Below are 26,333 nucleotides of genomic sequence, written 5' to 3'. Positions count from 1 at the left end.
ATCTCTTAGCTCCTGTCCCCCAAACGGGGTCCTTTAAGGTTGGGGGTGTGGGTTAGGCGTACTTCTTGATCACTTCGTCGGCGACGTGTTGCGGCACCGGATCATAGTGGTCGTACTGCATGGTGAACTGCGCGCGGCCCTGCGACATGCCGCGCAGGTTGTTGACGTAGCCGAACATGTTGGCCAGCGGCACGAAGGCGTTCACGACGGTGGCGTTGCCGCGCACGTCCTGGCCCTGGATCATGCCGCGACGACCGTTCAGGTCGCCGATGACCGAGCCCAGATACTCTTCCGGGGTCACGACCTCGACGGCCATGATCGGTTCCAGCAGCTTGGGCGCGCCCTGGGTCCGCAGTTCCTTGAAGGCGGCGCGCGAAGCGATTTCGAACGCCAGCACCGAGGAGTCCACGTCGTGGTAGGCGCCGTCGATCAGGGTGGCCTTGAAGTCGATCAGCGGGAAGCCGGCCAGCAGGCCGTTGTCCTTGGCGGACTCGATGCCCTTCTGGACGCCCGGGATGTATTCCTTGGGCACGTTGCCGCCGACGATCTTGGACTCGAACACGAAGCCCGAGCCCGGCTCGCCGGGTTCGAAGATCATCTTGATGCGGGCGAACTGGCCCGTACCGCCGGTCTGCTTCTTGTGCGTGTAGTCGATCTCGGCCTTCTTGCCGAGGGATTCACGGTAGGCCACCTGCGGCGCGCCGATGGTCGCCTCGACCTTGTAGGTGCGCTTCAGGATGTCGATCTTGATGTCCAGGTGCAACTCGCCCATGCCCTTCAGGATCGTCTGGCCCGACTCGTGGTCGGTGGAGACGGTGAAGGACGGATCCTCGGACGCCAGCTTGGCCAGGGCGACGCCCAGCTTCTCCTGGTCGGCCTTGGTCTTGGGCTCCACGGCGATCTCGATGACCGGCGCGGGGAACTCCATCTTCTCAAGGATGACGGGCGACTTGGTCGGGTCGCACAGGGTGTCCCCGGTGCGGGTGTCCTTCAGGCCGGCCAGGGCGACGATGTCGCCGGCGTAGGCTTCCTTGATGTCCTCGCGGTTGTTGGAGTGCATCAGCAGCATGCGGCCGACGCGCTCCTTCTTGTCGCGGGTCGAGTTCAGCAGGCCCATGCCCGTCTCCATCTTGCCGGAATAGATGCGGCAGAAGGTCAGCGAGCCGACGAAGGGGTCGTCCATGATCTTGAACGCCAGAACCGACAGGGGCTCGTCGTCCGAGGCGTGGCGGACCACCGGCTCCTCGGTCTTGTAGTCCAGACCCGGGGTCGGCGGGATGTCCAGCGGCGACGGCAGATAGTCGACCACCGCGTCCAGCAGGGGCTGCACGCCCTTGTTCTTGAACGCCGAGCCGCACAGGATCGGATAGAAGGCCGCGTTCAGAACCGCCTTGCGCAGGCACTTCTTGATGGTTTCCTCGGAGGGCTCGTTGCCTTCCAGGTAGGCTTCCATCGCCTCGTCGTCGAGCTCGACGGCGTTCTCGATCAGGTAGCTGCGGGCCGCCGCCGCCTTGTCGGCCAGCTCGGCGGGAATTTCTTCCTCGGTGAACTCGGCGCCCAGGCCGTCGTTCTCCCAGATGATCGCCTTCATGCGGACCAGGTCGATGATGCCGCGCAGGTCGGATTCCTGACCGACCGGCAGCTGGATCGGGACGGCCTTCACGCCCAGGCGGTCGCGGATCGACTGAACCGAGGTTTCGAAGTCGGCGCCCAGCTTGTCCATCTTGTTGACGAAGATGATGCGCGGCACGCGGTACTTGTCGGCCTGGCGCCAGACGGTTTCGGTCTGGGGCTCCACGCCGGCGTTGCCGTCCAGCACGGTCACCGCGCCGTCGAGCACGCGCAGCGAACGCTCAACTTCAATGGTGAAGTCCACGTGGCCGGGGGTGTCGATGATGTTGAGGCGCTTCTCTTTCCAGAAGGCGGTCGTCGCGGCGGACGTGATGGTGATGCCGCGCTCCTGCTCCTGGTCCATCCAGTCCATGGTGGCGGCGCCGTCGTGCACTTCGCCGATCTTGTGGGACTTGCCGGTGTAATAGAGAATCCGCTCGGTCGTCGTCGTCTTGCCCGCGTCGATGTGGGCCATGATGCCGAAGTTGCGGTAGTCCTCGATCTTGTTGATGCGGGCCATAATTCGAAAACTCGGGTGTTCGGCGCCGATCCGGCGCCTGGGTCAGGGAGGGTCTTCAGGAGCGCGGGCGGTCTAACGCAAACCGCCCGCTTCTTGAAGGGCCGTCAGCCGGAAAACCGGCTTACCAGCGGTAGTGGGAGAAGGCGCGGTTGGCTTCGGCCATCTTGTGGGTGTCTTCGCGCTTCTTGACCGCGGTGCCGCGGTTGTTGGCGGCGTCCAGCAGCTCGGCGGCCAGCTTTTCCGTCATGGTGTTCTCACCGCGGTTGCGCGCGGCGTTGACCAACCAGCGGATGGCCAGGGCGCGGCGGCGATCGGGGCGAACCTCGACCGGCACCTGATAGGTGGCGCCGCCGACGCGGCGCGACCGGACCTCGACCGCCGGAGCGACGTTTTCCAGCGCCGAGTGGAAGGTGGCGACCGGCTCCTGGTCCTTCTTCTTCTCGGCCAGGATTTCGAACGCGCCGTAGACGATGTTTTCGGCGACGGCCTTCTTGCCCTCGTACATGACGTAATTCATGAACTTGGTGACGATCAGATCACCGTACTTGGGATCCGGCAGAACTTCACGCTTCTGTGCGCGGTGACGACGGGACATGGGGTTACCCTCTTAAATAATATTCTGGACGCGCAGGGCTTACTTCGGACGCTTCGCGCCGTAGTGCGAACGGCGCTGCTTGCGGTCCTTGACGCCTTGCGTGTCCAGCACGCCGCGCAGGATGTGGTAGCGGACGCCAGGAAGGTCCTTCACGCGGCCGCCGCGGATCAGGACCACCGAGTGCTCCTGAAGATTGTGGCCTTCGCCGGGGATGTAGCACACGGCTTCGTAGCCGTTCTTGGCCAGGCGGACCTTGGCCACCTTACGAAGGGCCGAGTTGGGCTTCTTCGGGGTCGTCGTATAGACGCGGGTGCAGACGCCGCGGCGCTGGGGCGAACCCTCCAGGGCCGGCACCTTGTTGCGCACGGGCTTGGGCTTGCGCGGCTTGCGGATCAGCTGGTTGATCGTAGGCATTCGTGTCTGGTCTCTTCTGCGATGGAGGCGTGTGCCTGTCGGCCGGGGCGCCTCGCGTTCCTTCTTTTGGACGTGGCCGAAACCGCGCCCGGGCTGTTATCGAGACCGACCGTGCGCTCAAACAGAAAAGCCGGAACGCGCGCTTTGGGCGTTCCGGCGGGCTCAGCCCGTCCGTTCGATTGTCACGAGATCAGCAGACGGCGGACCGCCCATGCCTCGAAGTGCGCGCCGTTTACGCTTCGGGGGGCGGAAGGTCAAGATCGGTTTCGGGCGTCACTGTCCCATCATCCGACGACGTCCAGCGAATTGTCATTCGCACGCGCGCGCCCTCAACGCCCTGCCCAGCCCGTGCAACCGGGCCCATCTGTGTCCGGGCGAGCCGCAATGTCGCCTCGCCATAGCCGAAGCCCTGCGGCGATTCCCTGATCACGGCACACCGTCTCAACGATCCGTTTTCGCCGACCGCGCATTCAATGGTCACCAGACCGACTCCTTCGGCCAGCCGCACTTCCGGCGGCGATGGCGCACAGGCGGCGGCCATGGACAACAGCGCCGCGCCCAGACCGACCATGCGTGAGAATGCCGCCCCGCGTTCCCGGACCATGAGTCACCTCCCCGTCAGCTTCGCCTTAAACCGGACGCATAACCCCGAATAATGGCAGTGCGAACCGCTCGCGGCAGATTCAGGCCATCGGCCCGGCCGGATGAGCACGACAAGGGGCTTCATGTCGACTGTACTGCGTCTGCACGAAGGCGTCGCCCGCAACCGGGCCCTGCTGGGGGTGGTCGGGGCTTCGCTGATCCTGCACCTGATCGTGCTGGGCGTCGTCGGCATGCGCACAGGCCTGGACATGTCCGGCGTTCCTGCCCCGCCCGAACCGCTCTATGTTCGCATCGAGCCGCGCCCCGTCATGCCGGGCGAGGTGCTGCGCGAGCCGCCCCAGACCGTTATCGAACAGCCGCGCGAGGTCCCGGCCCTGGGCCGTGAAATCCGTCTGCGCACGCCGGTGCAGCAGGAAGAGGAAGAGGAGCGCCGCCGCCTGGAGGCCCTGCGCCTGCCCATTCGGCCCGACGCGGCCGGCGGGGGCGTCGAACCGCGCTGGCGGGTGGACGCCGACGCGACCGGGGACCAGGTGGCTCGCGCCTTGCGGGCCTCCGGCCTGGCCTGCACCCGTCCGCGCCGGGACATGACGCCCGCCGAGCGCGTCGCCTGCGACGAGCGCTTCGCCGGCGACGGCGAAGCGCCGCCCATTCGCGGCACCGGCGATCCCGATCGCGACGAAGCCTTCGCCCGCCAGGGTCGGGCCAACATCGCCCGCTATGAAGCCCAGCGCGCGCCGCTATCGGGCGGAACCGGCGTGGTCGGCCCCGCCGACTGCGTGGGCTCCAACCTGGGCATGGGATGCGCGGGCGCCCATCTGCGTGACGCGCCGGGCGTCGATGTGCGTCAGGGCGCCGAGACCCCCATCCGCCAGCGCAGCAACCGCGTCGACGACGACTGAACCGCGCCCGGCCTTGACGTCGCCGCAATTAGCGCCCATCTAGCGCTGCATCGCACAAACGCGATTTCCGGTGCGCTCCAGCGCGTGTGGGTCTTTATTTCGAAAGACCTGACTGTAGCAGCGGCCGGCTCCTCAAGATTCATTCGCTGCCCGGACACGCGGGGCGGCGCCCGATCACTCCCGTCGGCCCGCATCTCGCGGACCCCATCGGGATTGGCGGCGCGCGGCCTTCGGCTTTGAGCCCGGCCTGATGCGCGTCGCCGCATGCGAAAGAACCATTTTGACCAAGACCCTTATTCCCTTCGCCGACATGGGCCTGAATCCGGCCCTGTTGCAGGCTCTGACCAGCGAAGGCTATCACACCCCCACCCCCATCCAGTCCCAGGCCATCCCGGACGTGATGAAGGGCAAGGACCTGCTGGGCATCGCCCAGACGGGCACCGGCAAGACCGCCGCCTTCGCCCTGCCGATCCTGCACCGGCTGGCGGCGGACCGTAAGGCGCCCGTGCCCCGCACGACCCGCGCCCTGATCCTCTCCCCCACCCGCGAACTGGCCAGCCAGATCGCCGACAGCTTCAAGACCTACGGCGCCAATCTCGGCTTCCGCGTGGCCGTGATCTTCGGCGGCGTGAAGTACGGCGGCCAGGAACGCGCCCTGCAGCAGGGCCTGGATATCCTGGTGGCCACCCCGGGCCGCCTGCTGGACCACGTCCAGCAGAAGACCCTGGACCTGTCGACGACCGAGATCTTCGTGCTCGACGAGGCGGACCAGATGCTGGACCTCGGATTCGTCAAGCCGATCCGCCAGGTGGTGTCGCGCATGACCGCGCGCCGCCAGAACCTGTTCTTCTCGGCCACCATGCCCACCGAAATCGGCAAGCTGGCCGGCGAACTGCTCAAGGACCCGGTCAAGGTCCAGGTGACGCCCCAGGCCACCACCGTCGAGCGCATCAACCAGAGCGTCATCATCGTCGAACAGGGCCGCAAGCGCGCCCTGCTGTCGGAGATGTTCGCCGATCCGGCCATGACCCGCTGCCTGGTCTTCACCAAGACCAAGCACGGCGCGGACAAGGTCGCCGCCTATCTTGAGGCCGGCGGCGTCGAGGCCGGCGCCATCCACGGCAACAAGAGCCAGTCCCAGCGCGAGCGGGCCCTGGAAGCCTTCAAGAAGGGCAAGCTGCGGGTGCTGGTGGCCACCGACATCGCCGCGCGCGGCATTGACGTGGACGGCGTCTCGCACGTGGTCAATTTCGAGCTGCCCTTCGTGCCGGAAGCCTATGTGCACCGCATCGGGCGCACCGCCCGCGCCGGCGCCGACGGCTCGGCCGTCAGCTTCTGCGCCCCCGACGAGATGAAGCTGCTGCGCGACATCGAGCGGGTCACGCGCCAGAAGCTGAAAAGCTGGGATCGCCGCAACGACAAGGCCTTGGCGGCGCTGGACGCCTCCATCATGGCCGCAGGCGTCGGCAAGAAGGCCACCCTGCCGGACGACGAGCGTCCGCGCGGCGACGGACGCGGCCCCGGCGGTCGCGGCCGCAACCGCAACCCGCACCGCGACGGCGTGCGTCCCGAAGGCGGCAAGGGCCAGCCCCACCGCGTTCGCGGCCGCGGCAAGCCCGGCGCCCAGTCCGCCGACCGCGCCCAGCCGGCGCGTCCGACCTTTGATCCCATGGCCGGCGAGCGGGCGCCCAGGCCTCCGGTCGAGGGCGACTTCAAGATGAAGCGCCGCGGCCGCAACCGCTCCGGCGCCCGCAAGCCCGAGATGGCCTGACCGTCGCCTTCGGGCGCGTCCGGGTGAATTGACCCGGACGCCATTTCGGCATCCCCTGTCCGGCGAATGCGTTGAACGCGCATCACCGGACAGGGAGACGCCCATGACTTTCACCGTCACTTCGAACGATTTCAGGGACGGCGACACGCTGCCCGAAGCCCATGTGAAGGCGCACGGCGACACTTCCCCCCATCTGGCATGGTCCGGCGCGCCGGACGGGACGAAATCTTTCGCTGTCACCTGCTATGACCCCGACGCGCCCACCGGCTCCGGATTCTGGCACTGGACCGTGGCCAACATCCCCGCCGACGTGACCGAACTGCCCCGGGGCGCGGGAGCCGTGGGCGGCGCGAACCTGCCCGGGGGCGCCGTTCAGGGCCGCACCGACTATGGCGACGCCGGCTTCGGCGGCGCCGCCCCGCCCCCCGGCCACGGCCCCCACCGTTACATCTTCACCGTCTTCGCCGTGGATGCCGAAAAGCTGGACGTGACCGCCGACAACTCCGGCGCGGTGTTCGGCTTCAACCTGCATTTCCACACCCTGGCCCGGGCGCAGATCACGGCCGTCTACGAGAACAAGGGCTAGCCCAGCTGGCGGATATCGCCATTGAAGCCCTCGCCGAAGCCTTCGGGCAGGAAGGGGGCGATGCGGTCGATGTCGCCGTTGTCGAACACCAGCCCCTCGGGCCGGATCGTCCGCTTCTGGATCACCACCGAGATGTTGTAGCCGTACTGCCGGATCCAGGGCGTCCGGCAGTCAAATCCCGCCAGCACCAGATTGTAGAGCACCAGTCCCGCGTTCCACAGGGTCACGTGGCCGCCGACGATCTGGTGCTTCAGCGGCGGCACGGAAATGGCCACGATCCCACCCTCGCGGACGCTGTCGCGCATGGTCTGCAGAAAGGCGTTCACGTTCACCTGGTGCTCCAGCACGTGCGAGGCGATGACGCAGTCGAAGGGCGTCTCGAACCGGGTCTGGAGGAAGTCGCCGATGATGACCCCGCCCCCGTCCTCGCGGCCGAGGAATGACGGGCTCTCGCCGTAATCCAGCTCGGTGACCTTTTTCCCGTGCCGCCGGAGGGCCTGGGCCTGCTCACCCGCGCCGCTGCCGATGTCCAGCACGGTCTCGAAGGCGCGATCGTCGATCAGATGCTGGATCATCAGGCCGCTCTTGCGCATGGCCCGGAACTCCGGCCGGATCTGCGAGAGGATTTTCTGATCGCGGGCGTTCTCTTCGTAAGCGGCTGAACCGGATATTTGCGACGCCCGGCTCCACTGGGCGGCGGACTCCTCATGTCGTCCCAGCCGCGCGGCGATCAAGGCGTTCAATGTCAGGCCCGAGACATGATCCGGCCTCTGCCGACGAAACCGGGCGATGTCCGCGGCGGCCTGCTCCAGATCGCCAAGGCGATAGTGGTTTTCAGCGCTCAGGCGGTCCAGATCGATCACCGGGCCGCTGGCGGTCCTGTCGCCCGCCGTCGCCCGCGCCTGATCAATGACCGCCAGGGCCGCCTCGCTGTCCCGGGTCTTCGTCCGCCACTGCGCCAGCCGGTGCAGCCCGGTCAGCCAGCCGGGCTTGGCCGCCACGGTCTCCTCCAGCAGGGCCAGGGCGGCGTCCGGAGCTCCGTGGGTCCACAGACTGGCCGCATGGGCCAGATCATCGGCGGCGCGCCGCCCCGGCGGAGGCTTGCGATAGATCTGGATCGCCGCCTCGAAGCGCGCGCTGCGCGACAGGATGCGGAAGCAGAAACCCTGCTCGTTCAGCCATTCGCACAGGGCGCGCCACTCGCCCTCGCGCCAGAGGGGATAAACCCCCTCGTCCTTCCAGTCGGCCAGTTCGTCGAACACCAGCACCGCCCCGTCGGCCAGCCGGTCCGTCAGGCGGTCCAGTACGAATTTGGCGGCGGAATACAGGTCCGGGTCCACATGGACGAAGCCCACCGGACCGGGATTGGCCTCGAGCCAGGCGTCCAGACTGTCCTCGAAGAAGCCCGCGACCAGTTCGACATTGGCGGGCATGGCCGGCAGGGCCTTCAGGGCGAAATGGCCCGCTTCATAGATGCTGGTTTCGCTGCGCCGCCAGGGCTCCGGGAGCCCCTCGAAGGAATCGAATCCGGTGAACCGACGCCCGGGAAAGGCCCGCGCCAGCGCCCGCAGCGAAACACCCCTGAACACGCCGAACTCCAGCGCCATGCCCTCGGGCGGCGACAGGTCGAGGGCGGACTTCAACTGCGCCAGCCGGTCAACCACCAGCGGAAAGTGCTGGAACGGTTCTATGGCGATGGATGCGCCGTCGAGAACCTGATTCAGGGCGGGGCGAAGGGTCCCTTCCACGGGGCGCGCGCTTTCGATCATGAAGGGGTCGATCCTCGGTTTCCGGGCCACGGTAGTGGGCGCCAGGCGCCAGGCGCAATGGCTGATCGACGCGGGCTGTCGCCAATCCTCTTCCCTGCCGGACGGCGGGCCCGGCTGCGCCAGGCACGCGGCGGGCCGCCCACGGGGCGCCGCTTGTGAAGGCGCACTGACAAACGTCGCGAACCCTGCTACAGGCCCGCGCCATGAGCGCAGCCGTCATCGTATTTCCGGGTTCCAACTGTGACCGCGACTGCAAGGTCGCCGTCGAACGCTCCACCGGCGCCAGGGTGGACATGGTCTGGCACGCCGACACCGAGCTTCCCTACGGCGTGGATCTGATCGTCCTGCCGGGCGGATTTTCCTATGGCGACTATCTGCGCGCCGGCGCCATGGCGGCCCGCGCCCCGATCATGGGCGCGGTGAAGAAGGCGGCTGACGCGGGCGTGGCGGTGGTCGGCATCTGCAATGGCTTCCAGATCCTGTGCGAGGCCGGCATGCTGCCGGGCGCGCTGATGAAGAACGCCGGGCTGAAATACGTCTGCAAGCCCATCGAGCTCGAGATCGCCAACGGGCAGACCCGCTTCACCGCCGCCTACCAGGGCCAGCGCGAGGTGGTCATGACCCAGGGCAACGGCGACGGGAACTATTTCGCCGACGAGGAGACCCTGGACCGGCTGGAGGGCGAGGGCCAGGTGGTGTTCCGCTACGTCTCCAATCCCAACGGCTCCGCCCGCGACATCGCCGGCATCGTCAACGAGCGGGGCAATGTGCTGGGCATGATGCCCCACCCAGACCGCGCCTTCGAAGCCGAGCTGGGCTCCGCCGACGGCGCCGCGCTGTTCCAGAGCGTGATGGCCTCGGCCTGAACCCAACGGTCGCTTCATCCGTTTGACCGGCAACGGAAAATAACGGAGCCCTGCCATGCCCCGACTCGCCACCCTCGTCGGCGGATTGCTGCTCAGTCGCGGCGCGCGGCGATTCGCCAGCCGCAACGCCGGAAAGCTGGCCCTGGGCGCCATCGCCTGGCGATTGTTCTCGAACAGCCGTCGCAAGCGGCGCTGATCGCGCTTTACGGCGCCTGTGGCCCCGAGCCATGATGGCGGCCTGTCAAAAGGGCCGTTCATGATCATCGTCCATCACCTCGCCGATTCCCGCTCCCAGCGCGTGCTGTGGCTGCTTGAGGAGCTGGGGCTGGACTACGAGGTGCGCCGCTACGAGCGCGACCCGAAAACCATGCTGGCGCCGGCCGAGCTGAAGGCCGTCCATCCGCTGGGCAAATCGCCGGTGCTGGACGACGGCGATGTGCGCGTGGCCGAGACCGGGGCGATCATCGAATACCTGCTGGACACCCATGGCGGAGGCCGCCTGCGTCCCGCCGCCGGCTCGGCGGAGCGTCATCGCTTCACCTACTGGCTGCACTATGCCGAGGGCTCGGCCATGCCGCCCCTGCTGCTCAAGCTGGTGTTCAGCCAGTTGCCGAAGCGCGCGCCCGGTCTGGTCAAACCGATCGTGGGAGGCATCGTTAAGGCGGCCAACAAGAGCTTCATCGACCCCCAGCTCAAGACCCACGCCGACTACTGGAACAGCGAACTGGGCCGCGACGGCTGGTTCGCCGGACCGGATTTCACGGCCGCCGACATCATGATGAGTTTCCCGCTGGAGGCCGCCGCCACCCGCATGGCGGTGACAGAGGGCCGGCCCAACATCGGCACGTTCCTCGAGCGCATCCACGCCCGCCCGGCCTGGCAGGCGGCGCTGAAGCGCGGCGGGACCTACGCCTATGCCTAGGGCCGCGGCCCTGCTGGCGGCCGCGCTGATCCTGGCCGCCGCGCCCGTCGGCGCGCAGCCCAGGCCGGTCGTCGACGCCGAGGCCCGCGCCGCCCGGCTCCAGGGTCTGGCCGAGCGCGCCTATGCGCTCAACATGGCCGACGACCACGCCGCCGCCGAGCCGGCGCTGCGCGAGGTGGTCCAGGGCTGGCGCGCCCTGGGCTGGGGCGAAACACAGGCCACCCAGGCCACCGTGCTGCTGTGGGCCTGGAGCCTGATCGAACTCGGTCGTTTTGACGAGGCCGAGTCGGAACTGGTCGACATCGTTGATTCCTCTTCCACGGGCGACACCGAAAGAGCCTCGGCCTGGGGGCTGCTGGCCAAGACCTGGTCCCGTTCGGGCCGGTTCATCGACGCGGAGCAGGCGGCGGCGCAGGCCCTGCATCACGCCCGCGAGACCTTCGGCGACGCCCATGCGGAGACCGCCACCGCCTGGCACAATCTGGGCACGGCCCGCGGCGAGGTCGGCCGCAACAGCGACGCCGCCGCCGCCCTGCGCCACGCCGTCGCCCTGCGCGAACAGCTGTTCGGGCCGACCGGCGAGCCCACCCTGATCTCCATCTACAATCTGGCCGCCCACCTCCATGCCCGGGGGGACATGGGCCAGGCCGAACCGTTGCTGCGGCAGGTTCTCGCTCATGCCGAACCGGGGAGTGAAAGCCACATCTACGCCCTGCACCACCTGGGCTTCACACTGGCGCGGATGGGCCGTCACGCCGAGGCCGAGCCCTGGCTGCGCCAGGCGGTCGATGTTCGCGCCGCCCTGCCCGACCGCCATATGCACGCAGTCAGCCTGGCCGCTCTGGCGGACGCCATGAACGGTCAGGGCCGCCATGAGGACGCCGATGCGGCCTATGACCGCGCCATCGACCTGCTGCGCGAGCCGTATCAACCCGGTTTCGCCATGACCCTCAGCGGGATCCTGCTGGGACGGGCCGAGACCCGGCAGGCCATGGGCCGGACCGCGGCGGCGGAGAACGACTATCGCCAGGCCGTCGACATCGCCCGAGCCAATGTCGCCCCCGGCCACCCTCGCCTGACCTTGCGCCAGCTGGGTCTGGCGGCCTTCCTGAATGACCAGCGTCGACCCGGGGAAGCCCTGGCCCTGCTGCGCCCCGCCCGCGACGCCCTGCTGGCCCGTACCCGAAATCTGGGCGCCGAAGCCCGCACTGAAGTTGAGCCCTTTCGCTCACTCTTCCGCGAAACGGTCCAGGCTGCATGGGCCGCCACGCAACCGGATGGGGCCGCGATCCGTTAAGGCCTCATGCGACTCTCGATCATTCAGTACGTCTCCCTGGCGCTGGCCGGCATCGCTCTGGTCTTCGCCTTCCTTGCCGCCGGCGTGGCGGCCGCCTCAGGCCTGGCGGCCCTGCTCCTCGGCGCGGGCCTGATATGGCTCGGCTGGCGCGCAGTGCGGCATCGCTTTTCGCAAACGCGAGACACGACCGCTTGAAGTCCGTCTCAACGCGCCCTATCCTTTCTGGCCGGTCGAAGCGCCCTCGACCGGCATTTGTTTGCTTGCACCTTCTCTAGGGCGAATAAGAAACCCAATCGCACATGGAAAAAGTGCCGATGACGGCCGGGGGCTATCGCGCTCTCGACGATCAGTTGAAACAACTCAAGTCGGTGGAGCGCCCAGCGGTGATCGCCGCGATCTCCGAGGCGCGCGAGCACGGCGACTTGTCCGAAAACGCGGAATACCACGCCGCCAAGGAGCGCCAGGGCTGGATCGAGGGCCAGATCGCCGAGATCGAGGACAAGATCAGCCGCGCCCAGGTCATCGACGTGTCCAAGCTCAGCGGCGACCAGGTGAAATTCGGCGCCACGGTCACCGTGGTCGACGAGGACACCGAGGAAGAGGGCCGCTACCAGATCGTCGGCGAACACGAGGCCGATGTGAAGCAGGGCAAGATTTCCATCACATCGCCCATCGCCCGCGCCATGATCTCCAAGGAAGTCGGTGACGTGGTCGAGGTGAACACCCCCGGCGGCGTCAAGGCCTACGAGATCCTCAAGGTCGAGTGGAAATAGGACCAGCTCCCGTCTGGCTCATCACCAACGGAGCGACCGGCTCCGACGTTCAGGCGCGCGGCGTGGCCGAGGCCCTCGGCGCGCGCCACGAGCTGTTCCATGTGACCCCCAAGGCGCCCTGGCGCTGGCTGGCGCCGTGGGGGCCTGTCGCGCCCGGCGAAGTGGGCGCCGACGGCCGCTTTTCGCCGCCCTGGCCAAAGCTTCTGATTTCCGTGGGACGGCAGGCCGCGCCCTACGCCCGCGCTATCCGCACGGTGTCCGACGGCCAGGTCTTCACCGTCGCCCTGCAGGATCCAAAGACCGGGCCGAAAGCCTTCGACTTCATCTGGGCGCCCGAGCACGATCCGGTCCGCGGCCCCAATGTGCTCAAGACCCTGACCTCGCCGCACCGGCTGAACGCCGCGCGTCTGGCGGAGGAAGGCGAAAAGGCTCTGGCCGACCTCGCCGCCCTGCCCCGTCCCTTCGTGCTGCTGATGGTGGGCGGTCCTAACGGCGTCTATCGCTTCGACGAGGCCGAACTGGACCGCCTGCTGGCCCTGACGGATCAGGCGGCAGGCGGCGGAACGGTTCTGGCCACCGCCTCACGCCGCACCCCGCCTGCCTTCACTGAACGCCTGCGCCAGTGGGTCGCCGGCCGCACCGCCCGCCTCTATGAGGGCTCGGGCCCCAATCCCTACGCCGGATGGGTCGCGGCGGCGGACGCCATCATCGTCACCGCCGATTCCGTGAACATGACGGGCGAGGCCGCCTCCACCGGCAAGCCGGTGCATGTGTTCCACTCGCCCGGCGCGGAGGGCTCCAAGTTCGACCGCTACCACCGGGCGCTGGCCGCCACGGGCGCCACGCGGCCGTTCGAGGGACGTCTTGACGCATGGACCTATGCGCCGGTGGACGCGACCACCGATATTGCCGATGCGCTGCGTGGGCGTCTAGCCGAACGGGGCGTCGAACTGGACGCAGAATAGGCCGCCGCAAGGCGGCCGCTATGCAGTGAGTTCAGGCGCGTCCGTCCCCACCGCCGCCGTCGCCCCCGCTATCGGACGACTCCGCGTCGTTCCGCGCCTTGCCGGACGAGGTGTCGGTCGCGGGGACCGAGCCGTCCCCGTCCTTCTTGCGCCCGTCGGAGCGCATGGCGCCTCCCATGGCCACGCCGACGCCCGCGCCGATCGCCAGGCCGAGGCTGATGCCCAGGGCGAGATTGTCCAGGGCGACGCCCAGCGCCGTGCCGATGGAGAGCCCCACGCCAATCCCGAGCGCCAGACCCGCCCCGGGCCCGCCCTGCGTATTTTTGTCCTCAGCCATCTGCTTCCTCCATGTCGCAAAGCTGATGATTGCATCCTAGATTGGGACCATGTCGAATCCCAACGCCCCCCGCACAGTCCGTGTCGCCATCATCGGTTCCGGCCCCGCCGGCTGGACCGCCGCCATCTACGCCGCACGCGCCATGCTGGAGCCCGTGATCATCGCCGGCCTGCAGCCCGGCGGCCAGCTGACCATCACCACCGAGGTCGAGAACTATCCAGGCTTTGCCGAGGTCATCCAGGGCCCCTGGCTGATGCAGCAGATGCAGGCCCAGGCCGAGCACGTGGGCACCGAGGTGATCCACGACATCGTGGTCGAGGCAGACCTGTCGCAGCGCCCGTTCCGGCTCAAGCTGGATTCGGGCGGAGAACTGCTGGCCGAGACCGTGATCATCTCCACCGGCGCCCAGGCCAAGTGGCTGGGTCTGCCATCCGAACAGAAATTCCAGGGCTTCGGCGTCTCCGCCTGCGCCACCTGCGACGGCTTCTTCTACCGCAACAAGGAAGTGGTGGTGGTCGGCGGCGGCAACACGGCGGTGGAGGAAGCCCTGTTCCTCACCAATTTCGCCTCGAAGGTCACGGTCGTCCACCGCCGCGACGAGTTCCGCGCCGAGAAGATCCTGCAGGAGCGCCTGTTCGCCAATCCCAAGGTCGAGGTGATCTGGGACCACGAGATCGACGAGGTGCTGGGCACGGAAAACCCCATGGGCGTGACCGGCCTGCGCCTGAAGCACGCCAGGACGGGGGAAACCCGCGAGATCTCCTGCGACGGCTTCTTCGTCGCCATCGGCCACGCCCCGTCCTCGGAGCTGTTCAAGGGCCAGCTGGAGATGAACGAGGGCGGCTATCTGAAGGTGAAGCCCGGAACCACAGCCACCGCGATTCCCGGCGTCTGGGCGGCGGGCGACGTCACCGACGACGTCTATCGCCAGGCCGTGACGGCCGCGGGCATGGGCTGCATGGCGGCGCTTGAGGCCGCGCGCTTCCTGGCGGAGGTCGACCACGCGAAAGCGGGCGACCCCATCAGCCACAAGGAAGCGGAGAAAATCGGCGCGTGGTGATCCGCCCGGCCACGTCCGGGGACCATGCCGCCATCCGTGCGGTCAATCTGGACGCTTTCCCGACCGCGGAAGAAGCCGATCTGGTGGACGCCCTGCGCGCCAACGGCGATGACCTTGTGGAGCTGGTCGCTGTCCAGGACGAGGTGGTCATCGGCCATATCCTGTTCACAAGGCTGGGCCTGGCCGGCGAGAACGACACCGTGCCCGGCGCCGCCCTCGCCCCCGTGGCCGTGAGTCCAGAGCGCCAGAATCAAGGTGTCGGCGGCCGCCTGATCGTGGATGGGGTCGAAGCCTGTCGCAGGCTGGGCGTGGCCGCAGTCGTGGTGCTGGGCCACCCGGCCTACTATCCCCGTCACGGCTTCTCGGCGCAGGCGGCGAAGCAGCTTCATGACCCGTTCGATGCGGGCGACGCCTTTATGGCGATGGAGCTGAAAGAGGGTGCGTTGAACCGGCCCCGGCGTCCGTTGTACGCCGCGCCATTCGGGATCGCGGCCTAGGCGAACAGTCTCAATTCCGCCGGAGCGGGCGGAGACATCTCGCCCTGGCGGCGGCGCAGGGCGTAGGCCACGGCGGTCTGCACCGCCCGTTCGTCGGTGGGCTTGGTCAGGACACCGATGGTCCCTGCCACGCCGTCTCGCACCATGCCGGGATTGGCGGTCATGTAGAGGACCGTGACGTTCTGATCGTTGGCCAGTTCGCGGCCCAGTTCGACCCCCGTGGGACCGTCGGACAGGTGAATGTCCACAAGCGCCAGGTCAACCGGTGTCTCTCGCACCACATTTCGCGCCGATCTGGCGTCAGCCACGGCGTCCACGACCTCGTATCCGAGATCCTCCAGCACGAAGCGCAGCTCCATGGCCACGATCGCTTCGTCCTCGATGATCAGAATTCTCGGTTTCATGTCCTCAACTCAAAGCCTTGATGGCCCTCCGCTGACGATAACGCAGAACGGCGTTACCGGGTTTCACTGGTCCTGGCCGCCGCCCTGCGGCGAGACAGCGCAGTGGACGGAAGATCTGCTGTGAGGATCAAACCCTGCGGCTCCCATCTTCGTTCCAATTTTCCACCCAGCTGATTTTCAACCGACAGGCTGGCGAGACTGGAGCCGAAGCCGGCATGGCGCGGCTCATGGCTGATGGTCGGTCCGCCCTCCTCCACCCAGGTCAGGACGAACCGGTCGTCCCGGGTCTCCGTGGTCAGGATGACGCGGCCCTCGGGCATGGACAGGGCGCCGTACTTGGCGGCGTTGGTGGCCAGTTCGTGGAACAGCAAGGCCACCGAGGTCGCCGCCTGGTCGTCGAAAGCGGCGTCGTCGCCCTTCAGGATCACCCGCGGCGTCCCGTCCTCGGCGGCGTAGGCCCGGAACAGGTCGGCCAGGAAGGCGTGCAGGGTCATGTCGCCGACGGTAGGGCGCGACACGTCGGTATGGGGCCGCACAAACTCATGCGCCCGCGCCAGGGCCCCCACCCGGGTCCGCAGATCCCGGGCGAAAGGCACGGCCTCCGGGTGCTTGCGCGCCGACAGGGCGATCAGGGACGACACCACCGCGAAGATGTTCTTGATCCGGTGACTCAGCTCCTGACTCAGCACCTCCTTGTGCTGCTCCATGCGCTTCAGGTCGTCGATGTCGGTGCAGGTGCCGAACCAGCGCGTGATGCGCCCGTCCCCGTCCTTCAGCGGCACGGCCCGGCCCAGGGTCCAGCGATAGACGCCCGACCGGTGCCTCAGGCGGTATTCGATCTCATAGGGTTGGCCGGTCCTCAGCGACTGCTCCCAAAGCTCCCGCGCCCGGTCCTGATCCTCCGGATGGAACATGCCGTTCCAGCCTTCACCGTCAGTGGAGCCGTCGGGAACGCCGGTGAATTCATACCAGCGGGCGTTGAAGTAGTCGTGGAATCCGTCCGGCCGCGTGGACCACACCATCTGGGGCATGCTGTCGGCCAGCACCCCGAACCGGGCCTCGCTGGCGGCCAGGGCCTCCCGGGCCTTGCGCAGATCGTCGCCTTCGTAAGCGTCGTCGGTCTCGATGGTCACGCGGTCTTTCACAGGCGCTCCGGCGGCAGTCCCGGACGCGACATTCGCGCGGGCCTCAACCTAATGCAAAAGCCTCAAGATCGTTGCAGCACAGGAGTTTGCGACGACGTCAGGCGCCGGGGCGGCCCACTTCCTCGACATCCAGAACCGTCACGCCGGGCGGCGGGACTCGCTCCTCAGCCGGGGCGGCGCGCGCCTCCTCGAAGTCGGCCAGGCGGGCGTTGATGTCCGCCACTTCCGCGGCTGTGGGTTGACGTCGTCCGCCCAGGCTGATCACCCCCACCACCCGGGTGGCGCCGTTGATCTCCACGGTGCGCGGCGCGGCGCCCGCCGCCTCGGCCAGACTTTCCAGACTCTCTCCGGCCGCGGCGGTCTGGAAGCGCGGACGGGAGAAGCGGGCCTCGTCGATCACCGGCTCACGTCCGGCATGGGCCTGGATGAAGGCGGCCGTGTCGCCCAGGGCGCCGTTCCAGCGATAGAAGATATGCGCGCCGATCTGGCGGATCTTGGTCACCGTCGGCGCCCACCAGGGATGGACATAGTCGGCGTGATAGTGGGTCGCGGTGCCCACCTCGACCGCCACGTGCCCGGCCAGGGCCCGCCGGGCCACCGCCTCGGCCCGACGCCAGGCCCAGTCCACCGGCCCCTGGGCCAGCGAGCCGTCACAGGTGAAGCTGAACTGGCATCCGGTGGTGCGCTCGGCGCCTTCGAACACCACGCCGCAGACGGTGTTGGGATAGTTGGGGTCGCGCACGCGGTTCAGCACCACCTGGGCCACCGCCTCCTGCCCCAGAGTGCTCTCCAGGGCCGCTTCGTAATAGACCGCCTGGGTCAGGCAGCGCTGGGCGCGGCGGCGGTCATCGGCCGTGGCCGCATTGAACACGAAAGGCCGGACGGGACGCAGGGCTCCGGGCTCAGCCGCCATGGCGGCGTTCAGGCGCCGTGCATCGGCGCCTGAAGCCGTGCCATCCAGGCGCGGACGGCCGTTGAGGGTCAGGCTTTCCCAGCCGGGCGTCAGACCGGGAATGCCGGGTCCGCCGAACGCGGGATCATGCCGTCGCGCCAGAGCCAGCGTGGCCGGGTCGAGCCGGCCGGACACGGCCAGCAGACCCGCCTCGTTCAGTTGTCCCTGAGTCAGCCGCGCCAGCCCCTCGGCCGTCCGGTCAGACTCAGGGCGCACCGTCGAACTGGCGGACATGGCGAGGGCCAGGGCGCCCACGACGACAGGCGCGGCCGTGACGATCCGCCACGTCCGCTTCAGCACCTGTCTGACGTCATGGGTCCGCATCGGCGCTCCGGGTTCTGACGCGACATCGCGTCTTCACGCTCTCATACCCGCATTTTCCGGCGGATTCGTGTTCCCGACCTTACGACCGGTTCACCTCACTGGGTGGTGGCGCGCAGCATCCAGGCGGTCTTCTCGTGGGCCGCCAGACGCTGGGTCAGCAGGTCGGCGGTGGCTTCGTCGCCCGCTTCATCGGCCGTCTCGATGGCCTTGCGCAGGGTGGCGATGACCGTGCCGTGGTCGCCCACCAGCTCCTCGATCATGGCCTGGGCGGTCTTTTCAGGGTCGCCGTCCTTGATGCTGGTCTGGTTGCCGAAGGTGCCGAAGCCCTGGGGCGCGGTTTCATCCAGCGAACGGATGCGCTCGGCGATCTCGTCCAGCGCCGCCCACTGCTCGCGATACTGCTCTTCCAGCATGTTGTGCAGACCGAAGAACTGGGGCCCCCGCACGTTCCAGTGGTAGCCGTGGGTCTTCAGATACAGGGCGAAGCTGTCCGCCAGCACCTTCTTCAGCTCGGCGGCGATGTCGGTGCGGTCCGCTTTCTTCAGGCCGGTGTCCATCTTGGCGGTCATGGTTGCTCCTTGGGGTCGACTCGGGATGATGTTGAGGTAGGAACAGCAGAGCTGGACGCAAGGCCTTCGCGCGGCCGGCCGGCTGTATCTTGCAGCGCCGGAACGCGTTTGGCGTCAAAGCGTTGCGTAGCAACACCGCAGCATCTCCGTGAGCGCACGGAGCAACGGAAGCGGGCATCGGGGGAGCCATGTCCTCAGGGACGAGCGGGGCGAAGACGCCGGAGCACGAGGCGGACCGGATTTTCCGGCGCGTCGCGCTGTCCCGCGACCGCGGGCCGGGTCACGCCCTTCTTGTCGGCGTGGCCGGCGCCGCGGTGGGCATCCTGATCCGCCTCTCGCTGCAGGGCGTTTACGGCGGCGCCTCCGGGCTGATGCTCTACCTGCCGGGGATCCTCGTGGCCGCCTTGTGGGCCGGCCGCCTCGCCGGATTCACCGCGCTCATTCTGGCGATCGCCACCGCGTGGGGCATGACCGTCCTTCCCGGCATGTTCCCGGCCGAGCCCCTGCGCAATCTCGTCAACACGATCACCTTCTCCCTGACCGCCGTGTTCGGGATCATTCTGGCGGCGTCCCTTCGCCATACCCTGCGGTCGCTCGACCGCTCACTCACGGAACTGCATGTTTCGGCGGCGGCTCTTGATGAAGGCGAGGCCCGGTTCCGGCTGGTCAGCGAGGACGCGCCGGTCATGCTGTGGATGAGCGACGAGCAGGGCGACTGCGTCTACCTGAACAGGGCGCTACGCGAATTCTGGGGCGCCCCTGAGGATCTCGGCCAGTTCGACTGGAGCGCCAGCCTGCACCCTGAAGACGCCCCCCGTGTGCGTCAGGTCGCCATGGAGGCCTCCATGGCGGCGCAGGGTTTCGAGGTGGAGGCCCGCTACCGCCGCAATGACGGCCAATGGCGCATCGTTCACACCAACGCCCGTCCGCGTCTGGATTCCGAAGGCCGTTTCTTCGGCATGATCGGCGTGAATCTGGACGTCACCGACACCCGCATGGTGGAGGACGCGTTGCGCGACAACGAGGCCGAACTGACCGCCATGGTCGAGCAGGCGGCCGCCGGCATCGTCAAGGCCGACCTGAACGGCCGCATTCTCAAGGTCAACGACCGCTTCTGCGAGATGCTGGGCTACTCGCGCGACGAAATTCTCGGCAAGACCACAGCCGACATCACCCATCCCGAGGACGTCGCCCGGACCGGCGCGGCGGTCCGAACTGCGGCGGTCAAGCCCGACGGCGTGAGGATCGAGAAGCGATATCGCCGCAAGGACGGGGGAGACTTCTGGGCCCTGACCTCGGTGCGCATCGGTCGCGAAAGCCCCGACACCGAGCCCTGGTTGATGGCCGTGGTGACCGACATCACAGACAACAAGGCGGCCGAGGCGGCGCTGCGGGAAAGCGAGTCCCGATTCCGTCTGCTGGCGGACACCGCGCCCGCGCCCGTCTGGCTGACCAACGAAGAGGGCGAGGTCGAGTTCGTCAACGAGGCCCTGGTGGAGTTCTACGGCCGCCCTGCGGAGGAGCTGCGCGGCCACATCTGGAAGGACACCCTCCACCCCGACGACCTCGGCCTCGTGGCGGAGATCCAGGCGGAGGCCCGGACCGCCCGGCGCCCCTACGGATTCGAGTCGCGCTTCCGCAACGCGTCGAACGACTGGTGCTGGATGCGCGTCAGCGTCAAGCCGCGCTTCGATACGGACGGCGCCTTCCGCGGCTATGTGGGCATGTCCTTCGACGTCACTGAAACCCGCAACGCCCTTGACCGCCTTGCTCGCGACGAACGTCGCCAGACCTTCCTGCTGGCCCTGACCGACAGGCTGCGGGACCTGGACGAGCCGACAGAGATCATGGTCGCCGTCGAGGCCGCCCTGGGCGAGGCGCTTGAGGTTCAGCGCGTGGGCTATGGCGAAATCGACGAGGATCAGGGCGTGGTCGCCTTCGGCCGTGACTGGACCGACACGGTGGCCAGCGCCCAGGGCGACTGGGCCCTGAACGCCTTCGGCGAGGCGGTGATGAAGGACCTGGCCGCGGGCGCGGTCGTGCGGATCAGCGACGTGCGCGAGGATCCACGCACCCGGGACTCGGCGGCGACCTTCGACTCCATAGACACCCGCGCCCTGGTGCGCGCGCCTCTTGTGCGCGGCGGACGGCTTCGCGCCTTTCTCTATGTCCATGACGCGCACCCCCGCAAGTGGACCGACGCCGAGGTCGAATTGATCGAGGAGGTCGCCGACCGCACCTGGGCCGAGCTGGAGCGGGCCCGGGCCGAGGCCCACTTGAGGGAAAGCGAAAGCCGTTTCCGCGACATCGCCGACACCGCCCCCGTTCTCATCTGGGTCACGCGGGCTGACCGTGTCCGGTCCTTCGTCAACCAGGCCTATGTCGAATACATGGGCGCGGACTACGAGACCGTGCGTCTCGCCGACTGGCGCGAATATCTGCACCCCGACGACCACGAACGCATCCTCGCGGAGTCCCTCGCCGGGGAAGCCACCGGCAAGCCGTTCTCGCTGGAAGCGCGCTACCGCCACAACTCGGGCGAATACCGCTGGCTGCGCTCCTTCTCGCGTCCCCGCCTGGACGCCCATGGCGAGGTCATCGGCTTCGTGGGCGTGGCCTTCGACGTCAACGAGGCCAAGCGGGCGGAGCAGGACCTCAAGCGCATTAACGAGCTGCTGGCGGAAAAGGTCACCGAAGCCCTGGAGGAGAAAGCCCGGGCCGAGCAGGACCTGATGCACGCCCAGCGCATGGAGGCCGTCGGCCGCCTCACCGGCGGCGTGGCCCACGACTTCAACAATCTCCTGACCGTGGTCATCGGCGCCCTGGACATGATCCTGAAGTCGCCCGACGACGCCGCCCGCCGCCAGAAGATGGGCGAGGCCGCCCTGGCCGCCGCCCGGCGCGGCGAACGCCTGACACATCAGCTGCTGGCCTTCTCGCGGCGCCAGGCCTTGCGGCCGGAGCCCTGCGACCTCAACGCCCTGGTCCGCGAGAGCGAGCCCCTGCTGCGCCGCGCCCTGGGCGAGGCCATCGACTTCCGGACACGGCTCAAGCGGGGCGGCGCCTTCGCCCGGGTGGACGCCGCCCAGTTCGAAGCCGCCCTGCTCAATCTCGTGGTCAACGCCCGCGACGCCATGGGCGAGCAGGGAAGCCTGCGCATCACCACCGAGAACTGCGACCTGCCCGGCGGTCCGGTCGGCGTCCCGCATGTCTGTGTGACGGTGAAAGACTCCGGCGAGGGCATGAGTGACGAGGTTCGGGACCGGGTCTTCGAGCCCTTCTTCACCACCAAGGCCGTTGGCAAGGGCACCGGCCTGGGCCTCAGCCAGGTCTACGGCTTCGCGCGCCAGAGCGGCGGCGATGTGCGTATCGAAAGCGCGCCCGGCAAGGGAACCCAGGTGCGCCTTTACCTTCCGGCCCTGACCCTTGAGGACATGGGCGACATCGTCGCGACCGAGGATTCGGCCCCCGCCTCCGTCTCCGGCCGCCGGGTCCTGCTGGTTGAGGACGATCCAGCCGTGTCCGCGGTGGCCATGGACCTGCTGATGAGCTTCGGCCTGGAGGTGGTCTCGGTGGAGAACGCAGATCAGGCCCTGACCGCGCTGGAGGCCAGCGCCTTCGACCTGATGCTGACTGACATCGTCATGCCCGGCGGCATGAGCGGCATCGATCTGGCGCGTGCGTCGGCGGAGCGCTGGCCGGACATGCACATCGTCCTGACGTCGGGCTATGCGGGAGATGACGTGGACAAGGCTCTCAAGGACGCGCCCTGGCCGCTGCTCCCCAAGCCCTACGCCTCCGACGAACTTCAGCGTCGCCTCGGCGAGATCCTGTCCCTCGACTGACCGATTTTCCTTGCATCAGGGCCGTGGAGTCCTACATTAAGCCCACTTATGCTCACTATCAGCATAAGTCGCCGGTCTCGACCCCTTCCGGGCCCGGCGTTTTTTAGGAACCTGGATTTGCTCAACTCGAGCAAAACTGGAGGCGACCATGGCGGACGGACAGATGCTTTTCGCGCCGGAGCTTGACCGGAAAAACGACCCCGTGTGGGACAAGGTCAAGGACCACGTCACCCCCGCCGAGTGGGCGCTGCACGCCCCCCTGATCGCCGAGATCAACGCCCTGAAGATCCAGCGCGATGCGGTCATCCTCGCCCACAACTACATGACGCCGGAGATCTTCCACGGCGTGGGCGACTTCGTGGGCGACAGCCTCGCCCTGGCGAAAGAGGCCGCGCGCTCGGACGCGAAGGTGATCGTCCAGGCCGGCGTCCACTTCATGGCCGAGACCTCCAAGATCCTGTCCCCGGACAAGACCATCCTGATCCCCGATCCGCTGGCCGGCTGCTCGCTGGCCTCGTCCATCACCGGTGCCGACGTGCGCCTGATCAAGCAGCGCTATCCCGGCCTGCCGGTGGTCACCTATGTGAACACCACCGCCGACGTGAAGGCCGAGACCGACATCTGCTGCACCTCCGCCAACGCCGTTCAGGTGGTGGAGTGGGCGGCGAAGGAATGGGGTGTGGACCGGGTCATCCTGATCCCCGACGAATATCTGGCCCGCAACGTGGCCGCCCAGACCGACATCAAGATCATCGCCTGGAAGGGCGCCTGCGAGGTGCACGAGCGCTTCACCGCCGCCGACATCGCCGACATGCGCGACGCCTGGCCCGGCGCGGTGGTTCTGGCCCACCCCGAGTGCCCGGAGGACGTGCTGAACGCCGCCGACTTCGCCGGCTCGACCGCCGCCATGAACGACTATGTGGTGAAGAACCGGCCCGCCCAGGTGGTCCTGATCACCGAATGCTCCATGGCCTCCAACATCGCCGGCGAGGCGCCGGAGGTGAAGTTCATCGGCCCGTGCAACATGTGCCCGCACATGAAGCGCATCACCCTGGAGAAGATCCGCGACTCCCTGCGCGACATGACCTTCGAGGTCACCGTGCCCGAGGACATCGCCGAACGCGCCCGTCTGGCGGTCCAGCGCATGGTCGACCTGCCCCCGCCTGAAAAGCCCGCCCGCTACGATCTGGTCCGCGCCCGCGGCCATCAGGTCGCGGTCGAGATGATCTGATGAGCGACACTCGCCCCGGCCCGATCAACCCGGCCAAGGCCGGGCCGTGGGGCGCCGTGGGCGACCCGGCCCCCTCTCGCGTCCGCACGCCTGAACGCCGCTCCGTCGACGACGACAACCCCGGCCAGAACCCGGTCTGGGCGCTGGTGTCCACCGCCCTGCTGGCTGGTCTGCTGTGGTGGCTGATGGGCTGGGTCTACGCGGTGGCGGGTATCGTCGGCCTTCTGGTCCACGAGTACGGCCACGTCCTGGCCATGAACCGCCTCGGCATGGGTCCGGCGCGCATCTACATCATCCCGTTTCTGGGCGGCGCGGCGAAGGGCGCGCGCGGCGCCGCCAGCGAATGGATCGGCGTGCTGGTCTCGCTGGCCGGTCCCGCCTTCGGCCTGGTCGCCGCCATTCCCTTCTTCGCCGTCTGGGCCGTCACAGGCGACCCGGTGTGGCTGCAGGGCGCGTGGTTCGTGGCTCTCATCAACCTGCTCAACCTGGCCCCCGCCCCGCCGCTGGACGGGTCGAAGGCGCTGGGTCCGGTGTTGGCGCGCATCCATCCCCTGCTGGAGAAAGCCGCCCTGCTGGGAGTCGGCGTCCTGATCGTCCTGTGGGGCCTTGATCGCGGCGCCTATATCCTCGCCCTGTTCCTGGCGCTCGGCGTGTTCAGCCACCTGCGGCGCGGCGCTTGGCGGCCCGACACCGCCCCGCTCAGCTGGCCCCAGGCGGGCGCCAGCCTCGGCCTGTTCGTCGCCACCGGCGCGGCCTGCGCCGCCGTCGGCCTCACCGCCATGGCCCTCTACACCGGCGAGGGCCTGTCCGCCGCCCTGACCACCTCGGGCCGCTTCCTCGGACTGGCGTCATGAGCGCCCGGCGCCTCCACCACGACGGCCCGCTGATCGTGGGCGCAGGGCTGGCGGGTCTGTCCGCCGCCCTGGCCGCCGCGCCGCGCCCGGTGCTGGTGGCGACCCCCGCGCCCGTGGGCCAGGCCGCCGCTTCCGCCTGGGCGCAGGGCGGTGTCGCCGCCGCCCTGTATCCCGACGATAGCGCCGAGCTGCACGCCGCCGACACCGTCGCCGCCGGGGCGGGCCTGAACGACGCCGACGCCACCTTGGCCCTGGCCCGCGCCGCGCCGGAAACCATCCAGCGCCTGTTCGAGCTGGGCGCCCCGTTCGACCGCGACGCCTCGGGCCGCTTCGTCCAGAGCCTCGAGGCCGCCCATTCCCGCCCCCGCATCGTGCGCGCGGGCGGCGACGGCGCGGGCCGCGCCATCGTCCAGGCCCTCGGGGCCGCCGCCCTGGCCGCGCCCCACATCACCCTGCGCTCCGGCCTGACCCTCGCCGCCCTGATCCAGGACGCGGACGGCCGCGTGCGGGGCGCCGCCTTCCGTCAGGATGACGGCGCGCTGATCGAGGTTCTCGCCCCCTCCGTGATCCTCGCCACCGGGGGCGTCGGCGGCCTCTACGCCGTCACCACCAATCCGGCCCAGCTGCGCGGCGAGGGTCTGGGTCTGGCGGCGCTGGCCGGCGCCGAGATTCTCGACCCCGAGTTCGTCCAGTTCCACCCCACCGCGCTGGACGTGGGCGCCGATCCTGCGCCCCTGGCCACCGAGGCCCTGCGCGGCGAGGGCGCGCGCCTGATCGACCGGGACGGCGCACCTGTCGTGGAGCACCCCCGGGGTGATCTGGCCCCCCGCGACATCGTCGCCCGCAGCGTCCACGCCGCCATCGCCGCCGGGCGCGGCGCCTTTCTGGATGCGCGGCAGGCCATCGGCCCGGACTTCCCCGAGCACTTCCCCGCCGTCTTCGCCGCCGCCATGGCCGCAGGGATCGACCCGCGCGTCCAGCCCATGCCCGTGGCCCCGGCGGCGCACTATCACATGGGCGGGATCGCCGCCGCCACAGACGGCCGCACCAGCCTGCCGGGCCTGTTCGCCGTGGGCGAATGCGCCGCCACCGGCGTGCACGGCGCCAACCGCCTGGCCTCCAACTCCCTGCTGGAGGCCGCCGCCTTCGGCTGGCGCTGCGGCCTGACCGCCCGGGACGAGCCGCACGCCCCCGCCGCCCCGCTCATGCCCGTCTTCGCGCCCGAGGCCCTGCCCCCCGCCGCCTTGCAGCACTTGCGCGCCGCCATGAGCCTGCACGCCGGCGTGGTGCGCGACGCGGCGGGCCTGTCCGCCCTGACAGACGTGATCGACGGCCTCGAGGCGGCCCACGGCCCCGCCCCCGCCCTCATCGCCGCCCGCCTGATCGCCCGGGCCGCGCTGGAGCGCCGTGAAAGCCGGGGCGGCCACTTCCGCGCCGACCATCCGGACGCCGCCGCCGAGGCGCGCCACACCCGCATCACCCTGTCCCCCTCACCCGTCGCCATGGCCGCCGCATGAGCCTTCC

Annotated in this window: 26 protein-coding genes; 16 read left to right on the top strand and 10 right to left on the bottom strand. The window is 68.7% G+C overall.

Features of this window, described 5'->3' with window-relative positions; all coding sequences use genetic code 11:
• Nucleotides 1–52: 52 nt before the first annotated feature.
• The 4 genes from fusA to C0461_RS06755 all read right to left on the bottom strand — a co-directional run bounded on the left by fusA (nt 53) and on the right by C0461_RS06755 (nt 3,744).
• Nucleotides 53–2,131 (bottom strand): elongation factor G, encoded by a 2,079-nt coding sequence (gene fusA, locus C0461_RS06770; protein ID WP_292105092.1) that lies wholly within the window; start codon nt 2,129–2,131, stop codon nt 53–55.
• A gap of 121 nt (nt 2,132–2,252) precedes the next feature.
• On the bottom strand, nt 2,253–2,726 hold the full coding sequence (gene rpsG, locus C0461_RS06765) for a 30S ribosomal protein S7 (RefSeq protein ID WP_021697984.1): 474 nt from the start codon (nt 2,724–2,726) through the stop codon (nt 2,253–2,255).
• A gap of 39 nt (nt 2,727–2,765) precedes the next feature.
• Nucleotides 2,766–3,140 carry a 30S ribosomal protein S12 gene (rpsL, locus tag C0461_RS06760; RefSeq protein ID WP_021697983.1) on the bottom strand — a complete coding sequence of 125 codons (375 nt, stop codon included), beginning with the start codon at nt 3,138–3,140 and terminating at the stop codon, nt 2,766–2,768.
• Between the two features lie 232 nt (nt 3,141–3,372).
• Entirely contained in the window at nt 3,373–3,744 is a 372-nt protein-coding gene (locus C0461_RS06755) for a hypothetical protein (RefSeq protein WP_292105088.1), read from the bottom strand.
• 121 nt (nt 3,745–3,865) lie between these two features.
• Between C0461_RS06755 and C0461_RS06750 the strand changes: the two genes are divergently transcribed.
• The 3 genes from C0461_RS06750 to C0461_RS06740 all read left to right on the top strand — a co-directional run bounded on the left by C0461_RS06750 (nt 3,866) and on the right by C0461_RS06740 (nt 6,999).
• Nucleotides 3,866–4,642: a hypothetical protein gene (locus C0461_RS06750; RefSeq protein WP_292105086.1), complete on the top strand. Its 777-nt coding sequence runs from the start codon at nt 3,866–3,868 to the stop codon at nt 4,640–4,642.
• A 250-nt stretch (nt 4,643–4,892) separates the two neighbouring features.
• A complete protein-coding gene (locus tag C0461_RS06745; RefSeq protein ID WP_292105085.1) occupies nt 4,893–6,413 on the top strand; it encodes a DEAD/DEAH box helicase in 1,521 nt (506 codons plus the stop codon).
• A gap of 103 nt (nt 6,414–6,516) precedes the next feature.
• Nucleotides 6,517–6,999, top strand: a complete 483-nt coding sequence (locus C0461_RS06740) for a YbhB/YbcL family Raf kinase inhibitor-like protein (protein ID WP_292105083.1) — start codon at nt 6,517–6,519, stop codon at nt 6,997–6,999.
• On the opposite strand, the gene C0461_RS06735 is transcribed toward C0461_RS06740, so the two are convergent.
• The gene (locus C0461_RS06735) at nt 6,996–8,768 is read right to left on the bottom strand and encodes a methyltransferase domain-containing protein (RefSeq protein WP_292105082.1); all 1,773 of its coding nucleotides are present in this window, start codon (nt 8,766–8,768) and stop codon (nt 6,996–6,998) included. The genes C0461_RS06740 and C0461_RS06735 overlap by 4 nt on opposite strands.
• A gap of 203 nt (nt 8,769–8,971) precedes the next feature.
• Here C0461_RS06735 and purQ point away from each other — a divergent pair, with 203 nt between their 5' ends.
• The 7 genes from purQ (at nt 8,972) to C0461_RS06700 (ending at nt 13,591) form a co-directional block, all read left to right on the top strand.
• A complete protein-coding gene (gene purQ, locus C0461_RS06730) occupies nt 8,972–9,634 on the top strand; it encodes a phosphoribosylformylglycinamidine synthase subunit PurQ (RefSeq protein ID WP_292105081.1) in 663 nt (220 codons plus the stop codon).
• Between the two features lie 55 nt (nt 9,635–9,689).
• A complete protein-coding gene (locus C0461_RS06725) occupies nt 9,690–9,830 on the top strand; it encodes a hypothetical protein (RefSeq protein WP_292105080.1) in 141 nt (46 codons plus the stop codon).
• Between the two features lie 60 nt (nt 9,831–9,890).
• Nucleotides 9,891–10,556: a glutathione S-transferase gene (locus tag C0461_RS06720; protein ID WP_292105079.1), complete on the top strand. Its 666-nt coding sequence runs from the start codon at nt 9,891–9,893 to the stop codon at nt 10,554–10,556.
• On the top strand, nt 10,549–11,853 hold the full coding sequence (locus C0461_RS06715; protein WP_292105077.1) for a tetratricopeptide repeat protein: 1,305 nt from the start codon (nt 10,549–10,551) through the stop codon (nt 11,851–11,853). Before C0461_RS06720 ends, C0461_RS06715 begins: the two co-directional genes overlap by 8 nt.
• Nucleotides 11,854–11,859: 6 nt before the next feature.
• Nucleotides 11,860–12,048 (top strand): hypothetical protein, encoded by a 189-nt coding sequence (locus C0461_RS06710; protein WP_292105075.1) that lies wholly within the window; start codon nt 11,860–11,862, stop codon nt 12,046–12,048.
• A gap of 104 nt (nt 12,049–12,152) precedes the next feature.
• Nucleotides 12,153–12,626 (top strand): transcription elongation factor GreA, encoded by a 474-nt coding sequence (gene greA / locus C0461_RS06705; RefSeq protein ID WP_045319196.1) that lies wholly within the window; start codon nt 12,153–12,155, stop codon nt 12,624–12,626.
• Nucleotides 12,617–13,591, top strand: a complete 975-nt coding sequence (locus C0461_RS06700; protein WP_292105072.1) for a mitochondrial fission ELM1 family protein — start codon at nt 12,617–12,619, stop codon at nt 13,589–13,591. The genes greA and C0461_RS06700 overlap by 10 nt, the downstream gene beginning before the upstream one ends.
• A 31-nt stretch (nt 13,592–13,622) precedes the next feature.
• Here the strand turns inward: C0461_RS06700 and C0461_RS06695 are convergent, their stop codons facing one another.
• Nucleotides 13,623–13,928: a hypothetical protein gene (locus C0461_RS06695; protein ID WP_292105071.1), complete on the bottom strand. Its 306-nt coding sequence runs from the start codon at nt 13,926–13,928 to the stop codon at nt 13,623–13,625.
• A gap of 49 nt (nt 13,929–13,977) precedes the next feature.
• On the opposite strand from C0461_RS06695, the gene trxB reads away from it, so the two are divergent.
• Together trxB and C0461_RS06685 are read left to right on the top strand one after the other, a co-directional pair.
• Nucleotides 13,978–14,988 carry a thioredoxin-disulfide reductase gene (gene trxB / locus C0461_RS06690; RefSeq protein WP_292105070.1) on the top strand — a complete coding sequence of 337 codons (1,011 nt, stop codon included), beginning with the start codon at nt 13,978–13,980 and terminating at the stop codon, nt 14,986–14,988.
• Nucleotides 14,982–15,485, top strand: coding sequence for an N-acetyltransferase (locus tag C0461_RS06685; protein WP_292105068.1), 504 nt, complete (start codon nt 14,982–14,984; stop codon nt 15,483–15,485). The genes trxB and C0461_RS06685 overlap by 7 nt, the downstream gene beginning before the upstream one ends.
• On the opposite strand, the gene C0461_RS06680 is transcribed toward C0461_RS06685, so the two are convergent.
• The 4 genes from C0461_RS06680 to C0461_RS06665 form a co-directional block, all read right to left on the bottom strand.
• Nucleotides 15,482–15,889 carry a response regulator gene (locus C0461_RS06680; RefSeq protein WP_021697969.1) on the bottom strand — a complete coding sequence of 136 codons (408 nt, stop codon included), beginning with the start codon at nt 15,887–15,889 and terminating at the stop codon, nt 15,482–15,484. The genes C0461_RS06685 and C0461_RS06680 overlap by 4 nt on opposite strands.
• A gap of 53 nt (nt 15,890–15,942) precedes the next feature.
• Nucleotides 15,943–17,034 (bottom strand): PAS domain-containing protein, encoded by a 1,092-nt coding sequence (locus tag C0461_RS06675; RefSeq protein WP_292105065.1) that lies wholly within the window; start codon nt 17,032–17,034, stop codon nt 15,943–15,945.
• A gap of 97 nt (nt 17,035–17,131) precedes the next feature.
• Nucleotides 17,132–18,310 (bottom strand): cell wall hydrolase, encoded by a 1,179-nt coding sequence (locus C0461_RS06670; RefSeq protein WP_292105063.1) that lies wholly within the window; start codon nt 18,308–18,310, stop codon nt 17,132–17,134.
• A 95-nt stretch (nt 18,311–18,405) separates the two neighbouring features.
• A complete protein-coding gene (locus tag C0461_RS06665; RefSeq protein WP_292105061.1) occupies nt 18,406–18,879 on the bottom strand; it encodes a Dps family protein in 474 nt (157 codons plus the stop codon).
• Between the two features lie 188 nt (nt 18,880–19,067).
• Here C0461_RS06665 and C0461_RS06660 point away from each other — a divergent pair, with 188 nt between their 5' ends.
• The 4 genes from C0461_RS06660 (at nt 19,068) to C0461_RS06645 (ending at nt 26,326) form a co-directional block, all read left to right on the top strand.
• Entirely contained in the window at nt 19,068–22,724 is a 3,657-nt protein-coding gene (locus C0461_RS06660; RefSeq protein ID WP_292105060.1) for a PAS domain S-box protein, read from the top strand.
• Between the two features lie 148 nt (nt 22,725–22,872).
• The gene (gene nadA / locus C0461_RS06655; RefSeq protein WP_292105059.1) at nt 22,873–23,955 is read left to right on the top strand and encodes a quinolinate synthase NadA; all 1,083 of its coding nucleotides are present in this window, start codon (nt 22,873–22,875) and stop codon (nt 23,953–23,955) included.
• Nucleotides 23,955–24,809, top strand: a complete 855-nt coding sequence (locus tag C0461_RS06650) for a site-2 protease family protein (RefSeq protein ID WP_292105058.1) — start codon at nt 23,955–23,957, stop codon at nt 24,807–24,809. Before nadA ends, C0461_RS06650 begins: the two co-directional genes overlap by 1 nt.
• Entirely contained in the window at nt 24,806–26,326 is a 1,521-nt protein-coding gene (locus C0461_RS06645; RefSeq protein WP_292105057.1) for an L-aspartate oxidase, read from the top strand. Before C0461_RS06650 ends, C0461_RS06645 begins: the two co-directional genes overlap by 4 nt.
• Nucleotides 26,327–26,333 lie beyond the last annotated feature (7 nt).

It is taken from the genome of Brevundimonas sp. (assembly GCF_013823285.1).
Classification (GTDB): Bacteria; Pseudomonadota; Alphaproteobacteria; order Caulobacterales; family Caulobacteraceae; genus Brevundimonas.
This window is presented reverse-complemented; position numbering and strand designations above follow the sequence as displayed.

Bases quoted from the DNA above. Each gene is read 5' to 3' on its own strand.
- C0461_RS06670 (WP_292105063.1), bottom strand. From the start codon at position 18,310: ATGCGGACCCATGACGTCAGACAGGTGCTGAAGCGGACGTGGCGGATC.
- fusA (WP_292105092.1), bottom strand. From the start codon at position 2,131: ATGGCCCGCATCAACAAGATCGAGGACTACCGCAACTTCGGCATCATG.
- C0461_RS06695 (WP_292105071.1), bottom strand. From the start codon at position 13,928: ATGGCTGAGGACAAAAATACGCAGGGCGGGCCCGGGGCGGGTCTGGCG.
- C0461_RS06720 (WP_292105079.1), top strand. From the start codon at position 9,891: ATGATCATCGTCCATCACCTCGCCGATTCCCGCTCCCAGCGCGTGCTG.
- C0461_RS06650 (WP_292105058.1), top strand. From the start codon at position 23,955: ATGAGCGACACTCGCCCCGGCCCGATCAACCCGGCCAAGGCCGGGCCG.
- C0461_RS06740 (WP_292105083.1), top strand. From the start codon at position 6,517: ATGACTTTCACCGTCACTTCGAACGATTTCAGGGACGGCGACACGCTG.
- purQ (WP_292105081.1), top strand. From the start codon at position 8,972: ATGAGCGCAGCCGTCATCGTATTTCCGGGTTCCAACTGTGACCGCGAC.
- trxB (WP_292105070.1), top strand. From the start codon at position 13,978: ATGTCGAATCCCAACGCCCCCCGCACAGTCCGTGTCGCCATCATCGGT.
- C0461_RS06710 (WP_292105075.1), top strand. From the start codon at position 11,860: ATGCGACTCTCGATCATTCAGTACGTCTCCCTGGCGCTGGCCGGCATC.
- C0461_RS06735 (WP_292105082.1), bottom strand. From the start codon at position 8,768: ATGATCGAAAGCGCGCGCCCCGTGGAAGGGACCCTTCGCCCCGCCCTG.
- C0461_RS06660 (WP_292105060.1), top strand. From the start codon at position 19,068: ATGTCCTCAGGGACGAGCGGGGCGAAGACGCCGGAGCACGAGGCGGAC.
- C0461_RS06725 (WP_292105080.1), top strand. From the start codon at position 9,690: ATGCCCCGACTCGCCACCCTCGTCGGCGGATTGCTGCTCAGTCGCGGC.
- C0461_RS06750 (WP_292105086.1), top strand. From the start codon at position 3,866: ATGTCGACTGTACTGCGTCTGCACGAAGGCGTCGCCCGCAACCGGGCC.
- C0461_RS06665 (WP_292105061.1), bottom strand. From the start codon at position 18,879: ATGACCGCCAAGATGGACACCGGCCTGAAGAAAGCGGACCGCACCGAC.
- C0461_RS06645 (WP_292105057.1), top strand. From the start codon at position 24,806: ATGAGCGCCCGGCGCCTCCACCACGACGGCCCGCTGATCGTGGGCGCA.
- nadA (WP_292105059.1), top strand. From the start codon at position 22,873: ATGGCGGACGGACAGATGCTTTTCGCGCCGGAGCTTGACCGGAAAAAC.
- C0461_RS06680 (WP_021697969.1), bottom strand. From the start codon at position 15,889: ATGAAACCGAGAATTCTGATCATCGAGGACGAAGCGATCGTGGCCATG.
- rpsG (WP_021697984.1), bottom strand. From the start codon at position 2,726: ATGTCCCGTCGTCACCGCGCACAGAAGCGTGAAGTTCTGCCGGATCCC.
- greA (WP_045319196.1), top strand. From the start codon at position 12,153: ATGGAAAAAGTGCCGATGACGGCCGGGGGCTATCGCGCTCTCGACGAT.
- C0461_RS06745 (WP_292105085.1), top strand. From the start codon at position 4,893: ATGCGCGTCGCCGCATGCGAAAGAACCATTTTGACCAAGACCCTTATT.
- rpsL (WP_021697983.1), bottom strand. From the start codon at position 3,140: ATGCCTACGATCAACCAGCTGATCCGCAAGCCGCGCAAGCCCAAGCCC.
- C0461_RS06755 (WP_292105088.1), bottom strand. From the start codon at position 3,744: ATGGTCCGGGAACGCGGGGCGGCATTCTCACGCATGGTCGGTCTGGGC.
- C0461_RS06715 (WP_292105077.1), top strand. From the start codon at position 10,549: ATGCCTAGGGCCGCGGCCCTGCTGGCGGCCGCGCTGATCCTGGCCGCC.